This window comes from Candidatus Clostridium helianthi (assembly GCF_045310795.1).
Lineage (GTDB): Bacteria > Bacillota > Clostridia > Clostridiales > Clostridiaceae > Clostridium > Clostridium helianthi.
Window position 1 is genome coordinate 109,353 of the sequence record NZ_JBJIAB010000004.1, and the last position, 15,409, is coordinate 124,761.

Sequence of the window (15,409 nt, forward strand, 5' to 3'; positions counted from 1 at the left end):
AATCTAAGTGCTAATTAAAATAATAATGTATAAATTAAATTGAGGTATATATACATTCTAAAATATTAAATTATTTACGTCTTATAAATATAAACAAATCATACTTTTTTGAAAGTATGGAGTATGAAAGAAAGCTAATAACACCAGTTATTAATGTTAATATTAAACTATCAAGAAATGGAAAGGTGACAGCTAAAGAAGGAATTTTAGTCTTTAGAAAAGACATAATCATAAATGGAATTAACACAATTCCAAAGATTAATAAGGAGCGAAGTTTAGCACTGGATGTTTCCTTATGTCTTAAAAAAGTATTTGAGATGAAATACCCTATAGATATTAGAATACAAGTAATTAAGGTACTCATTAATACTCCTTTTTCAAATAAAACATCTAGTAAAGTAAAGAAAAAAACCAGTATTGAAAAAGTAAATATTCCTTCAAGTGCTTGTTGAATAGCAGACACTGAAGAATTATACTCATAAATTAACTTATTACAAAACTTATCCAGATCCTTGTTGCATTCTAATTTTTTTGTTGGAACTTTCTGATTTTGAGCTGTAAATACAATATCAAAAATTTGTTTTTCTATATTTCTTGGTAATAAAAGGCTAAAGTTATGTTGCATCAAACATGCTTGTATAGCATGATAGGTCTCTAAGTAGTTATTTTTTAATAAAGATATATTAGGTCTACTTTGCATGTTATCCCCCTCTTAAAAACTAATGATTTTAATTTGGTATACATTTATTTCTATAGTTAATCATTTTAATGTATTAAAATCACGGCAATTACACCTTCTACCATTTTAGCAGAGGGAAGTTAATAAGTAAATAAGTTGAAGTAAGGCAAAATTGTGAACAAATATTTTAAGTCATTGTATGTAATTGGCTTATAATATATAATTTATAGTATATTTATGCAGGAGTTAAAAATATAAATAAAACAATAAAGGTTGGTTGTGTTTATATGGAATTAAAAAGATTTAATCAAAAGGATATAATTTTTGCCTTAGATATAGGAACTAGATCAATTATAGGTACAGTAGGAATAGTAAAAGATAAGAAGTTCCAAGTTGTATGTGAGAAATATTTAGAGCATGAAGAAAGAGCCATGGTGGATGGGCAAATACACGATATTAATTTAGTGGCGTCTGTTGTTCAAAAAGTTAAGAATTATCTCGAAGATGAACTTGAAATACAGCTAAATGAAGTATCTATTGCGGCGGCAGGTAGATTTTTAAGAACTATTGATGTAAGAGCAGATATTGAGCTTAATGATGATGAAGAAGTTAATAAAGAAATCATAAGAAGTCTTGAATTGAGTGCAGTAAAAAAAGCAGAAGATCAGATAGCTTCTACAACTGAAGGAAAACTATATTGTGTTGGATATTCAGTTAGAAATTTCTACTTAAATGGGTTTTTAATATCTAATTTATTAGGGCATAAGGGAGAAAACATAGGGGCAGAAGTTATAGCAACTTTTTTACCTAGATCTGTAATTGATTCACTTTATGCAGTAATGAATAGGGTTAACCTAAAGGTTGTAAATTTGACTTTAGAGCCTATAGCTGCTATGGAAGCTGCTATACCTAAAAATTTAAGACTGCTTAATATCGCGCTTGTAGATATAGGAGCTGGAACTTCAGATATAGCCATAAGTTCTAAAGAAAGTATATCTGCATATGGAATGGTTCCAATGGCTGGAGATGAGATTACAGAAACTATTGTTCAAGAATATTTAGTAGACTTTAATACAGCTGAAAATATAAAAAGATCTATAGTAAAAGAAGAAGAAATAAAATATATTGATGTTCTGGGTATGGAAAATACAATATCATCAGAAAGTGTATACAAACTAATTGATTCTATTGTTATTAAGACTGGAGAAGAAATATCTAAAAAGATTTTAGAATTAAATGGGGGCAAGGCTCCAAGTGCTGTATTTTTAGTAGGAGGTGGAGCTCATACACCCGGAATTTTAGAGGCCATTGCTGATAAATTAAAATTACCACCTCAAAGAATAGCTATTAAAGATAGGCAGGCAGTGATAGAGTGTGTTTCAGATAATGATATGGGATCATCAGGTGTAACTGTTCTAGGAATAGCTTTAACAGCGATACGTAGTATGGGCAATGATTTTATTGATGTTGTTTTAAATAATGACCCAATTAGTTTATTTAACTCCCATAAACATAATATAATGGATGTATTGCTTCAGGCGGGAATAAATCCATCGCTGCTTATAAGCAAAAATGGTAAAAGTGTCAGGTTTAACTATAATGGATGTAAAAGAATTGTTTTTGGTGAATATGGAACTAATGCAAAGATCACAATAAATGGAGAAGAAGCAACTCTTGAAACAGAAGTTAAAGCAAATGACAATATAATACTAGAATACGCACAGAATGGAAAAGATGCAGCACCTAAATTATCAGAAAATATAAGAAACATAAATTCAGTTTCTATTTATTTAGATGATAATATTATGAATATAGAACCTGTAACGCTTGTTAATGAGAAAATAGAAAGTTTAGATTATACAATAAAAAATGGTGATGAAATAAGAGTATTCTTGCCATGTAAAGTTAATGAATTTAAGAAGTATATATTAAAAGAAGAAGTAATATTACTAAAAGGTGGAGAATACTTAGAAGATAATTATGAAATTTCAGAAGGTGATCACATTGTAATTAAAGCAATGGATTCATATATAGGACATGAAGAGGCTGCGCAGTTAAATGATAAGGAAAATCATAAAGAGACGACACAAATACAGAATGTAGAAAGCTGCGATGAAGATTCTGAAAATAATGATTCAGACAAAATTGAAATAGCAATTGCTAAAGATGAAATTAATAATATAACAGTTAATATCAATGGAGAAAGCGTAATATTGAAAGGAAAAGTTCAATATCTAATAGTAGATATATTTGAATATATAGATTTTGACTTAACAGTTCCAAAAGGAATAATTAACTTGAATTTAAATGGGGAAAAGGCACCATACACAGCAAATATAAAAGATGGAGATATAATAGAAGTTTTTTGGAGTGATAATTAAAGCTTATTATTTCTTAAAGCTAATATTTTAAATTTAGGCATATTCAAAATTAAAATAAGCCGATATGCGAATTTATTTTGTACAATTGGCATATTGTCTTCTTTAAATATGCTTAAAAATTTAATTATTATTAAATATGGAGGAATTAGAGAAGTGATAGATTTCAAGAAAGAAGCTAATCTTATAAAAGACGAACTTGTAAAAATAAGAAGGGATTTACATGAACATCCAGAACTTGGATTTGAAGAAGTTAGAACTTCTAAAGTAATTAAGGATTTTTTAGAAGCTAATAACATTCAGTATATTGAAGTAGCAAAAACAGGTGTATGCGGAATTATAAAAGGTACGAAAGAAGGAAATAATAAAACTATAGCCTTAAGAGGAGATATTGATGCACTTCCTATTAAGGATATGAAAACTTGCGAATTTAAGTCAAAAATTGATGGAAGAATGCATGCCTGTGGACATGATGCTCATACAACAATACTTATGGGAGCAGCAAAATTATTAAATGATAATAAAGATAAGTTTTCCGGTACAGTAAAGTTATTATTTGAACCTGCTGAAGAAACTACTGGTGGAGCTACGCCTATGATAAATGAGGGAGTTTTAGATAATCCAAGAGTTGATTGCGTTATTGGACTTCACGTTGATGAGGAAACAAAATGTGGCACTATAAAAATAAAAAAAGGTGTAGTTAATGCAGCCTCAAATCCGTTTAGTATAAAGATAACAGGTCAAGGAGGTCATGGAGCATCACCTCATACTACTGTTGATCCTATTGTTATTGCTAGTCATATTGTAGTAGCACTTCAAACAATAGTAAGTAGAGAAATATCACCAGTTAATCCGATTGTTATAACTGTTGGTACATTACATGCAGGAACTGCTCAGAATATTATTCCAGGAGAAGCTACTTTAAGTGGAATGATTAGAACAATGACAAAAGAAGATAGAGCATTTGCAATAAAAAGATTAAATGAAATTGTAAATGGGATTGCAGTTATGTCAAGAGCTAAAGCAGAAATAAAAATAGAAGAAAGTTATCCTTGCTTATATAATGATGATGAGTTTGTAGATTTAATAAGTGATAGCGCAAATGAAATTTTAGGAAAAGAAAATGTTTTAGAACAAAAAGCGCCTAAAATGGGAGTTGAAAGTTTTGCTTATTTTGCAAATGAAAGACCAAGCGCATTTTATTTTTTAGGTTCAGGAAATAAAGAAAAGAATACTACTGAGCCAGCACATAGTAATTTGTTTAATATAGATGAGGATTGTCTTCCAATTGGAGTTTCTATTCAAGCTTTGGCAGCATTTAATTATTTAACAAAGTAATAGTATTATTTTGCAATTTTATGTAAAATAAATTGACAATATGTTTAAAAAACTAGATAATGCTAAGGGTAATAAATTTAGGAGTGATTATATTTGAAAATAGAAATAGGTCCAAACGAGGCAGGTCAGAGATTAGATAAATTTTTAAGAAAATTATTAAAAGATGTGCCATTAAGCGCAATTTTTAAAGCTTTAAGAAAAAAAGATATAAGGGTTAATGGAAAAAAAGAAAATGAGAAATACTTCTTACAAGAAGGCGATGTAGTAGAAATAAAATACATACAAAGTAACAAAGAAGATAAAAAAGAAAAGTTTATTAAAGTTGATCCTAAAAGAATCAAGATTGCATATGAAGATGAAAATGTAGTAGTAATTGAAAAATGGCCAGATGTATTAGTTCATTCAGATAGCAATAATAGTGAAGAACCAACTCTTACAGATTATGTTCTTTCTTATTTAAATGACAAGGGTGACTATATTCCAGAAAACGAAATAACATTTACACCAGCAGCATGCAATAGATTAGATAGAAATACTTCAGGAATGGTCATCTTCGGAAAGACTTTCGAAGGTTTAAAGGCCATAAATGAAGCCATTAGAGAAGATGAAATAAGAAAATATTATTACGCTTTGGCAAAAGGAAAAATAAGAGCTGGACTTTATGAGGCGTACATATTAAAGAATCCTGAAACTAACACATCTAAGATATACGATACTGAGGTTAAGAACTCAAAAAAAATATCAATGGAAATAAGTATAGTGGAAAGCAATGGTGCATATTCACTTTTAGAAATACACTTGATTACAGGAAGAAGTCATCAAATTAGAGCGCATTTAGCACATTTAGGAAACCCTATAATTGGAGATAATAAATATGGAGATAAGAAATTAAATTCATTTTTTGAAAGTAAATATGGTCTAAATTTTCAGTATTTATATGCTTATAAGTTGAATTTTAGAAAAATTAACGGAAAATTAGAATATCTAAAAAACAAGACTATAGCATTGGCATTACCTCCAATATTTAAAAAAATAAAGCAAGATGTATTTAAGTTCTCACTTAGATAGGAGGTAATTATGGAAGAGCAATCAGCCAATAGTAGCAGAGGCTTTTTAATTCTTTCAATAGCAGGGCTTTTAACCAAAGTTATATCAGTTTTTTATATACCACTGCTTCAAAGAATAATTGGATTAGATGGATATGGGATATATCAGAATTGTTATGAAGTGTTTTTATTTGTATATGCAGTTACCAACCTTGGTACTCAACCAGCTATTGCTAAGGTTGTTGCAGAGCTTACAGCATTGGGAAAACCAAACGATGCTGTAAGAACTCTTAAAATATCAAGAACTCTCTTATCATTAGTTGGTGCGGTATTAACTATTTTTTTAATGCTGTTTGCTTTTCCTATTGGAAATATGATTGGAAATCCAGCAGCTTCTTACGGAATTTTAATGCTTGCACCAAGTATATTTGTTACATCACTTTTATCATCATATAGAGGATATTTTCAAGGAAGAAATAGCATGACTGCAATTGCGGTATCACAAGTATTAGAACAAGTAATAAATATCGCAATTAGTTTAGCTTGTGCATATTTCCTAGTGCACATAAGTGTTGAATATGGTAGTGCAGGGGGAACCATAGGTACTTCTGTGGGTGCTTTCGTTGCATGTCTATATATGGTATATGTTTATGGAAAGAAGAATTTTGAAGAAGATTCTGTGTATGCTCAACAAAATGTTAAAAGAGTAAGAACTAAGCATATCATAAGAAAGTTAATTAAATACGGTTTACCAATAACATTAAGCTCAGGGCTTCAGAATTTTGGTAGCTTAGTAGATATGGTGAACGTAAATAGTAGATTAGCATCTGCGGGATTTAATTTACAGCAATCTCATGTGCTTTATGGAGTTCTTGGAAGATACAAGACTTTATTATCTGTTCCATTGATAATAGTTACTGCCCTTGGGACAACCGTATTACCTGCTGTTTCAGCAGCTATGGCATTAAAAGATAAGAAGGAAATAAGAAGAAAAACTACTTTTGCTTTCAGAATAACATTAATAATAACAATACCAGCAGCTGTAGGTCTTTCTTGCTTAGGGCAAGAGGTTTTTGAATTGCTTTATGGAACTGATCAAGGGTTTGAATTAATGGTGATGGGATCAGTAGTTTTAGTTCTCATGGCTGTTGTGCAAATACAAACAATAATACTTCAAAGTATGAATAAGCTTTATTATGTGCTTGGAACATTTAGTATAGGGATAGTAGCTAAAATAATAGCAAATTACATATTAGTAGGCATACCAGAAATTAATATTTTAGGAGTAGTAGCAGGAAACTTTTTATGGTTTGCAATACCAATGATCTTAAATAAAAGAGCATTAAAAAAGGCACTTAGAGTTAAGATTCCTCTTTTTAGAAGTGCGGTTAAACCTCTTTTTGCTTCTGCAATAATGTCAGGTATAATATTTATTCTCAAGACACCAACATCAGTTATATTAACATTAGCTAATGGAAATACTTTCTTGAAAGCAATCACAACGATTTTAATTATTTCTATAGCTGGTTTTGTTTATTTATATTCAATGATGTTAATAGGTGGAATAAAAAAGAATGATATTGACAGTATATCACCTAGAATATTTAACTATTTACCTAGATTTTTGAGAAAAAAACTTCAAAAGTAAAGAATGGGATTTAACTATAAACATTTAGTCAGTGTATTTATAATATCTACTACGGTCAGATGGCTTCATAGAATTATATAATGTACACTAGCAAAAATTATAGTTAAATCCCAATTTGGTTTAAGAAAGAACAAAATCTTGTTAAGATAAACTATATAAATAACTCAGATATATATTAATATTCATTTTCTCCAAATGTACCAAGGTACGTAAAAATTAAGAAAACAAGACCCATTATAATAAAGTTATTTACCACTAAAGAATTCGTGAACATATGTTTTGAAAATATGTTTATAATTAAGAAAGTTAAAAATCCAAGCAATATATATATTACTATATTAAACTTGTTTAAATTAAGTTCAATATGTTTGTTAACCTCGTACATATTGAGGATAAATCCAATTGTACACGCTACAAGCATAGTTAAACTATAACCAAATATATTAATTGAATGAATAGCAGTAAATATGTATAAACATATCAATTCAATTACAGCTTCTATTAGCGAGTTTCTTAAAATTATTCCTTGCCTATTAAGTCCATTTAGTATTCCAAACATAGTTACTGCAGGAAAGAATATTGGTGCAGTAAGTGAAGCAAATCTAATATACAGACCTAAGTCATTTCTCCCATAAAACATCTCGCCAAGGCTATGGGGAATAACATTACAAATTATTGTGGTTGCTATACCAAGTAAGAAAGCAACTTTAAGGACCTTTCTTATTCTGACAGAGGCTTCATATTGCTTTCCTAAAACTAGACTTTGAGAAAGATCTGGAATTAATAATGTATTAATTGTTGAGACTACAATTAACGGTATTGTTATTATGCTAAGAGCCATCCCAGTATACTTGCCTATCATGCTTAAAGCTTCAGTATAAGTGAAGCCAGCTACTAGTAAACGCCGAGGAACAATTAGTGTTGAAAGAGTCCCTAGGATATTAGTTAAAAAACCATTTGCACAAAGTGGAATTGCTATAATTACCACATCAAAGAGAAGTTGAAATCTGCTTTCAGTCTTTTCATAAGAAATAGGCATTTTTCTAATAGAGTATTTGTAGTAAATATAGAGAAAAAATAAGCTTTGAAATTCACCAATGCATAATGCAACTGTAGCTAAGGTTACCATGCCTTCTAAAGTATTAGCTTTAGTAAAAAATATAAGCATACTTACAGTTAGGATTCTCATGGCTTTTTCAAAAATATCAATTATGGCTGGCACTGTAATCTTAGAAGTTCCGTAAAAGTAACCTTTAAGTATATTTGAAATTGCTATACATACCATGGCTGGACAGATAACTTTTATTGCATTTATAGTACGAGCATCATTTACACCATATTTTCCAATTAGTGGAGCACATACAAACACTAATATACCTACCAAGAGCGCCCAAGATATGTTAAATAATGAAACAACTCTAATTGTTTTTTCTATATTTTTATGTTCCCCTTTTTGTTCATAGACAGCAGTTATTTTAGATATAGAAGCAACTATCCCTGCAGTCATAAGACATATAAATAAATTGTAAATAGGCATAACTAAATTATAGAGTCCCATTCCTTCAGCACCTAGGACTTTAGAAAGATAGATGGAAAATATAAAACCAAGTATACCAGTAGTCACATTAGAGGACACCAGTAAAAAAGAATTTTTTAAAAAATTATCTTTGCCCAAAGTTCATTCACTCCTTTAAATTACTTTAAATAATATTCAAAATGATAACTAAATATGAATTTGAAAATTTTAGATATAAAGGTAGAATGATATAAAATAAAACAAATATTTACAAAGAGGTACTAAAAAGATATAATTATCTGTGGCTAAATTATAAAAAACAATTGTACTAAATGGGGGAAACATAATGAACAAAATTTCAGATAATGATATGATAAATTTTTACTATAATGCATTGCCATCTCTAGAAGTCCTTTTTGATGAAGATGTATCTATGGCATTAACTGATACTAAGCAATATTTATATACAAAGTACAGCCCTAAATTGGAATTAAACACAAATAAGGGAGATATAATTCCAGAAGGAAGAGCTATAATTGAAGCGTTGAGAACTGGGACTAATATGATAAAAGTTGTGCCAGAGCATGTATATGGAACTGCTTTTAAATCATTTGCAATTCCAATTAAAGAAGAGGGTAAAGTTGTAGGTGTTTTTGTCGTAGGAAAAAGTTTAGAAAGAAAAAATGCTGTGATGAGTATAACTAAAAATTTATCAGAAACTTTATCGCAAATATCGATAGGTATAAACGAAGTTGCAAAAGATGTACAAGAGTTAGCGACAATGAATGAAAAATTATTATTGGAAACTAAAGGAACTAATGAAAAGACCAAAGATACAGATAATATAGTAACATTTATTCAAGGAATTTCATCACAGACAAATTTATTAGGTTTAAATGCTGCGATTGAAGCGGCTAGAGCTGGTGATGCAGGTAGAGGGTTTAATGTTGTTGCACAAGAAATTAGAAAACTATCTAATTCTTTAAATGAGTCAATAAAACAGATAGATTCAGTTATAAAACATATATCAACATCAATAAATAGCATAAATGATGGTTTAATTAAATCTAATGATGTCTCACAAAGCCAATCAGCTGCATTAGAAGAAATAGCAGCATCTATAGCAGAGTTAAACTCAACAGCTAAGAAATTAGGAGAATTAGCTGAAAATCTTTAATTTATGGAATATTAATTAACATATATAAACATCTTTACATAGTAAAAAAGAATATAAAAATTAGTAGGAGTAATAATACATATATTTTATGTGAGTTATTGCTCTTATTTTAATATGTAAAACAAATAAGATTTTTAAAGAGAGGTCTTATTTTATTAAATTTACAATATAAATTTAATATGGATATTATGATTTGTACATAAGAAGTATTTTTAGAATTTAATTATAGAGGTAAAGGAGGGAAGTGTAGTGAAAAGATTTCTAAAGTTTTTGATTATATCAATTATAATAGTTGTACTAGCTTTTGCTGTATTTAAATTATCTAATGAATATAGGATGAATACATTAAAAAATAATGTTAGCTGGAGTGTTGTTTATAAAAATTGTAAAGATTCTGTAGCTTTTGAGAAAGATGAAAACCAAAATACCTATATAGCTTACAATAATTATATTAAAGTTATTAAAATAGATGGTAGGGAAGAAACTTTATTGGAGGATAAATCCTTAGAAATAGAAAACTTACTTTATTATAATAATAAATTATATTTTATTTCTAAAACAGATTTATATGAATATGATTTAGCATCCAAAAGTCTAAAAAGCATTTTAGGGAATATACCTAGTGAAGGGAAATATTTAGATAGGAATTTAATTATAAAGGATTCAAAGTTACTTTTAGCGATAGGAAGTGCTACGAATTCAGGAATAGCATCCAATGATGGCGAGTATCCGCAAAACAAAATACCTTACGATAAAAGCTCTATAGATGTAACATTAAATGGATTCAATTATGGTGAAAAGAAAACAGGAGCTTTCATGCCATATGGAAATTCCAGTGAAGGAGGGCAAAGAATAAAAGCTCAGAGTATAGCAAACTCTTGTATAATTGAAGTGAATCTAAATAACGATAAGACATCATTATATGCTTCAGGAATAAGGAATGTAAAGGGATGGGATCTAGATAGTGAAGGAAACCTAATTGGAATTGTTGGTGGAATGGAGAAGATAGGGGATAGGCCTATTAATAGAGATTTTGATTATTTGTATAAACTAGATAAAGGAAAATGGTATGGTTGGCCTGATTTTAGTGGTGGAGATCCTATAAGTTCACCAAGGTTTAAAGGGGAAAAATTAGTATCACCTCTTATTGCTAATCCTCCTAATAAAACAGTTCAAGCACCTATATATCAATATTCAGAAGTTGGTGCTATAAGATATTTAGCCATAGATAAAGATGGAAAAATATTAGAGAAGAATGCAAATGTATATTTTAATAGTAAAGAGAATCTTATAGCTGGAATAAATTCAGAAAGTATCGTATATGACTTACTAAAGTTAAAAGATAAGAGCAAAATACAGGGAATTAAATATTCAGATGGAGATATTTATATATTGGATAGTGGAATGGGCTGTATATATAAATTACAATCTAATGATTTTGGATTAAAATTTAATCTTCCAAAACCAATTTGGATATTTATATTTGTATTTTTATTTATACTAACTTGCTTAATAATATTTAAATTTTATTCTAAGCGCGGATATAAAAAATAATAAATAGAAAATTGAACTGTCTTAAGTGGTGTTTTATCAACTTAAGACAGTTTTATTATCTAAGTAATCTAATAAACAAAAATAATTTATATTCAAATTTATGGAATAAATGCTAAAATATAATAAAAGGTATTAGTGATAATGGAGGAGATGTTATGGGAAAAACATTGGTAATTAATCTAGAGAATATTATATTTCAAGGTGATATATTAGATGTAGGAGAAAAAAATCTTGGTATAATATATAATATATCAAAGGAAGCAAAGGATGAGATATCATTAGACTATGTATCTAGCGATAGTAAAGTAGAGCTAAAAGATAGAAAATATGATGCATGTACATTTTTCTTTGAGTTGAATAAAATATGGACCAGTTTAGAAAAAGAAAGATTAATAAGAGAAATAAGTTCATATATAAGAGAATCTGGTGAAATATTTATTTGGGATATTAATAAAGAAAGGGGAAAAATATTTAATAATAAGATAAAAGTAATATTACAAAATGAAAAGGTTAAGGAGTTTACATTTAAGAATTTAAATATACTTTTAAGTTCGAACATTGAAGAAATAAAAAAAATTCTTGAAAAATATTTTGAAATAGAAGAAACTAAAGCATGGGAAGATGTTTTCTTCATAAGAGGAAAGAAACTGAAGACTAAAGCTGAAGTAGAGGAGAATATTAATTATGAAGGTATTAATTACAGCGATTGACTCTAAATTCATTCATAGTAATTTAGCAGTTAGATACTTAAAAAGTTTTACAAGAGATATGGATTATGAAAGCAAAATAAAAGAATTCACTATAAACGATAGGGAAGGTAGAATACTTGAAGAAATAATTAAAGAAAAACCGGACATTGTAGCATTTTCAACATATATTTGGAATGTTGAACTTATCTCAAGAGTAGCGAATTTGATAAAGAGAGTGGATTCTAATATAGAAATCTTATATGGTGGACCAGAAGTTTCATTTGACTCAAGAAGTTTCTTAAAGAATAATGTAGGAGAATATGTTATTGAAGGTGAAGGAGAAAAAACTTATAGAGATTTTATTTTGTATAAGTTAGGTAAAATTAGACTGGAAGATGTCAGAGGACTTCATTATAAAGTTAATGATATAGTTTATTCCAATGAAAAACGTCCACTTATGTCTATGGATGAAATAGTTTTTCCGTATGAGGAAAATGAAGATTTGACTAATAAAATTGTATATTATGAGGCTTCAAGAGGGTGTCCTTTTAACTGTAAATACTGTCTTTCATCTACAAGTCATGGAGTTAGATTTTTAGATATTGATAGAGTGTTAAAGGATTTAATGTATTTTATAAATAAGGAAGTTAGATTAGTCAAATTTGTTGACCGTACATTTAACTGTAATTCTAAATTTGCTATGGCAATATGGGATTTCTTAATAAATAAAGATACGAATACTCAATTTCATTTTGAGATATCAGCAGACATACTAAAGCCACAGGAAATAGAACTTTTATCAAAAGCTCCCAAAGGAAGGTTTAGATTTGAAGTTGGAGTTCAAACCACTAATGATGAGGTTTTAAGAAATATAAATAGATTTGTTAATTTTAGTGATATAAAAGAAAAGGTTCTAGAAATTGAAGCATTAAGAAATATAGATCAGCATTTAGATCTAATAGCAGGGCTCCCAGGAGAAGATTATGAATCTTTCAAAAAGTCTTTTAATGATATGTATGAAATAAAACCAGAGGAAATACAACTTGGGTTTTTAAAGTTATTAAAGGGATCTTCTATGAGAGAAGATGCAGAGAAATATGGAATGGAATACTCGCCATATCCACCATATGAGATATTAAAAACAGATAAGATCTCATACGAAGAGTTATTAAAACTAAAAAAGGTAGAAGAGATGGTAGATAAATATTATAATTCTCAGAAGTTTAATCATATAATTAGATATTTTGAGAGAAAATTTGAGTTGCCATTTGATTTTTACTATAGCCTAGGGATGTTCTTTGAAGATAAAGGTTATTTTAGCAAAAACATAGGAAATGCTGAATACTATAAAGTATTTTTAGATTACAGTGAAAGTGTATTGCAAGAAAGTAACAAGCATTTAAAAGAGATTATTAGATTTAATTACTTAATATTTAATAAGAAACGTGGTCTCCCAGAATTTTTGAGAAGTGACATGGAGAAAGAAGAAGAAAAGAGTATAAAAGAAAAACTTAAAGAACAATACTCATTTAAAGAATATCATTTGGAAAAGTTTAAAATTAACATAGAAAAGTATATTGAAACTGGAGAAATATTAGAAGAGGATACTTATTATTTATTTAATGATAAGGCTGAATATATTAGATGTATATAAGTAATATAAGAAAATATTGAGACTTATTTATATTTATGTAGGTTAAATAAAATAAAAGGATTATTTGAATATAGCAAAGAGTAACATACATAGGAATAATATGAATGTTACTCTTTTGTGTAATCATACAATAAACATATGTGGGAGAGGTTAATGGAGAATAATTGTACAATAAGTATTATGCCAGAAGTATCAAAAGTTGATGAACCTGTAACAATAAAAATAAGTGGACTTTTAAAAAATGAAAGAGTATTAATTCGTGCCTTAAGCAATGATTATTATTGCATAAATGCGTCTATATTTGATGTAGGGAACAAAGCAAAGTGGGAATCTTATGCGGTTTTTGTTGCGGATGAAAGTGGAACTATAGATTTAGAAAATGCTAAGCCTATTGAGGGAACATATAAAGAGGCAGATAAAATGGAGCTTTTCTATTCTATGACTGTAAAAGAAAACTATAAAACTAAAATTTCTAAAAGATTAAGTGATATTGGAGAAAACAGAGATTATACAATGACATTTCAGGTAGAGCGTAATGGCAGAGTTATTGCGTCAAAAACACATAAGAGAATTTATTGTGATGAAACTATTTCAAGTGTAGATGTAGTAGAAGATAAACTTTTAGGAAGATATTTTACTTCAAAGGAAAATATACCTAAGCCAGCGATTATTGTTTTGAGTGGAAGCGATGGTAGACTTGAAAAGGCACAGGCAATTGCTGAAATATTTGTAATGCACGGATATTCAGCACTAGCTGTATGTTATTTTGGCCTTGAAGGAACAAATAAAAGTTTAAGCTGTGTGGAGCTTGAATGTGTTGAAAATGCGATAGGCTGGTTAAAAAGACAATCTACAGTGGCAAAAAATAAGATTGGAATTTATGGCAGATCTAAAGGTGGAGAAATGGTTTTACTTGCCGCATCTGTGTTTAAAGACATAAGTTGCGTCATTGCTAATACGCCAAGCTGTTACGTTTATGAGGGCTTAAAAGCTAATAAGTTTCCTTCTAAACATTCATCATGGATGTACAAAGGGAGAGAAATCCCATATATAAAATTTAGTTTCTCTATTTTGATTCGGACACTTGTAAAAATGATGATAGGAAATAAAGAATCTATGGCTTGGATGTACAGGAAGCTCATTGAAGAGGGGAATGCTTGTGAGGCTATGATTCCAGTAGAAAAAATAAATGGACCAATTCTTATGGCTTCATCTTTAAAAGATAAAATTTGGTCTTCTAAAACTCACTGTGAAATAATCGTGGAATTGCTTAGAAAAGCTCATTTTAAACATGAATATAAACATATTACGTACGAAAAATCTGGACATATGCTAACTGTACCGTATCAATCCATATATCCTTCAAATAAATATCCAGAGGATATAGATGGTTTTGGAAAGGCAAATATAAATTGTTGGAATGAAACTATAAACTTTATAAACAAATGGTCAAGACAAAATATCTAATAAGGAGAATGATTTACTCTAGAAAATGTATCCAAATTATTGAAATGGGTCCAACCCCTGATGTTTCCTATAAATATTTATATATTTTAATAGTTAAATATTAAAGTATATAGATATTTAACTATATATATTTGAAAATATATATCTTTGATAATATTTAAATATAAACATATGTTTATATTTAAATTTAAATCTATTGTTATTTTAAGAAAATTTGATTTTGAATTAAATGACTGGACAGGATATAATAATATGACAATCAA

11 protein-coding genes are annotated in these 15,409 nt (G+C 28.7%); 9 read left to right on the forward strand and 2 right to left on the reverse strand.

Features of this window, described 5'->3' with window-relative positions:
* Positions 1-70 precede the first annotated feature (70 nt).
* Positions 71-700 carry a hypothetical protein gene (locus ACJDTP_RS04805; protein WP_406760634.1) on the reverse strand — a complete coding sequence of 210 codons (630 nt, stop codon included), beginning with the start codon at positions 698-700 and terminating at the stop codon, positions 71-73.
* Positions 701-966: 266 nt separating this feature from the next.
* Between ACJDTP_RS04805 and ACJDTP_RS04810 the strand changes: the two genes are divergently transcribed.
* From ACJDTP_RS04810 to ACJDTP_RS04825, 4 genes are all read left to right on the forward strand, one after another.
* The gene (locus ACJDTP_RS04810; protein ID WP_406760635.1) at positions 967-3,060 is read left to right on the forward strand and encodes a cell division protein FtsA; all 2,094 of its coding nucleotides are present in this window, start codon (positions 967-969) and stop codon (positions 3,058-3,060) included.
* Between the two features lie 153 nt (positions 3,061-3,213).
* A complete protein-coding gene (locus ACJDTP_RS04815) occupies positions 3,214-4,395 on the forward strand; it encodes a M20 metallopeptidase family protein (protein ID WP_103697698.1) in 1,182 nt (393 codons plus the stop codon).
* A 93-nt stretch (positions 4,396-4,488) separates the two neighbouring features.
* Positions 4,489-5,463: an RluA family pseudouridine synthase gene (locus ACJDTP_RS04820; protein ID WP_103697699.1), complete on the forward strand. Its 975-nt coding sequence runs from the start codon at positions 4,489-4,491 to the stop codon at positions 5,461-5,463.
* A gap of 9 nt (positions 5,464-5,472) precedes the next feature.
* Positions 5,473-7,089 carry a putative polysaccharide biosynthesis protein gene (locus ACJDTP_RS04825; protein WP_077837930.1) on the forward strand — a complete coding sequence of 539 codons (1,617 nt, stop codon included), beginning with the start codon at positions 5,473-5,475 and terminating at the stop codon, positions 7,087-7,089.
* 175 nt (positions 7,090-7,264) lie between these two features.
* On the opposite strand, the gene spoVB is transcribed toward ACJDTP_RS04825, so the two are convergent.
* On the reverse strand, positions 7,265-8,764 hold the full coding sequence (gene spoVB / locus ACJDTP_RS04830) for a stage V sporulation protein B (RefSeq protein WP_406760636.1): 1,500 nt from the start codon (positions 8,762-8,764) through the stop codon (positions 7,265-7,267).
* A gap of 187 nt (positions 8,765-8,951) precedes the next feature.
* Here spoVB and ACJDTP_RS04835 point away from each other — a divergent pair, with 187 nt between their 5' ends.
* The 5 genes from ACJDTP_RS04835 (at position 8,952) to ACJDTP_RS04855 (ending at position 15,146) form a co-directional block, all read left to right on the forward strand.
* Positions 8,952-9,782, forward strand: a complete 831-nt coding sequence (locus tag ACJDTP_RS04835; RefSeq protein WP_406760637.1) for a methyl-accepting chemotaxis protein — start codon at positions 8,952-8,954, stop codon at positions 9,780-9,782.
* A 249-nt stretch (positions 9,783-10,031) separates the two neighbouring features.
* Positions 10,032-11,336: a PQQ-dependent sugar dehydrogenase family protein gene (locus tag ACJDTP_RS04840; protein WP_103697703.1), complete on the forward strand. Its 1,305-nt coding sequence runs from the start codon at positions 10,032-10,034 to the stop codon at positions 11,334-11,336.
* A 155-nt stretch (positions 11,337-11,491) separates the two neighbouring features.
* The gene (locus ACJDTP_RS04845) at positions 11,492-12,046 is read left to right on the forward strand and encodes a hypothetical protein (RefSeq protein WP_406760638.1); all 555 of its coding nucleotides are present in this window, start codon (positions 11,492-11,494) and stop codon (positions 12,044-12,046) included.
* Positions 12,021-13,679 (forward strand): B12-binding domain-containing radical SAM protein, encoded by a 1,659-nt coding sequence (locus ACJDTP_RS04850; RefSeq protein WP_406760639.1) that lies wholly within the window; start codon positions 12,021-12,023, stop codon positions 13,677-13,679. Before ACJDTP_RS04845 ends, ACJDTP_RS04850 begins: the two co-directional genes overlap by 26 nt.
* A 153-nt stretch (positions 13,680-13,832) precedes the next feature.
* Positions 13,833-15,146, forward strand: coding sequence for an acyl-CoA thioester hydrolase/BAAT C-terminal domain-containing protein (locus ACJDTP_RS04855; protein WP_406760640.1), 1,314 nt, complete (start codon positions 13,833-13,835; stop codon positions 15,144-15,146).
* Positions 15,147-15,409: the final 263 nt, after the last annotated feature.

What these genes read in the sequence shown, in the direction of transcription:
- ACJDTP_RS04805 (WP_406760634.1), bottom strand. Translation starts at nt 700, where the DNA reads ATGCAAAGTAGACCTAATATATCTTTATTAAAAAATAACTACTTAGAG.
- ACJDTP_RS04810 (WP_406760635.1), top strand. Translation starts at nt 967, where the DNA reads ATGGAATTAAAAAGATTTAATCAAAAGGATATAATTTTTGCCTTAGAT.
- ACJDTP_RS04825 (WP_077837930.1), top strand. Translation starts at nt 5,473, where the DNA reads ATGGAAGAGCAATCAGCCAATAGTAGCAGAGGCTTTTTAATTCTTTCA.
- ACJDTP_RS04835 (WP_406760637.1), top strand. Translation starts at nt 8,952, where the DNA reads ATGAACAAAATTTCAGATAATGATATGATAAATTTTTACTATAATGCA.
- ACJDTP_RS04845 (WP_406760638.1), top strand. Translation starts at nt 11,492, where the DNA reads ATGGGAAAAACATTGGTAATTAATCTAGAGAATATTATATTTCAAGGT.
- ACJDTP_RS04850 (WP_406760639.1), top strand. Translation starts at nt 12,021, where the DNA reads ATGAAGGTATTAATTACAGCGATTGACTCTAAATTCATTCATAGTAAT.
- ACJDTP_RS04855 (WP_406760640.1), top strand. Translation starts at nt 13,833, where the DNA reads ATGGAGAATAATTGTACAATAAGTATTATGCCAGAAGTATCAAAAGTT.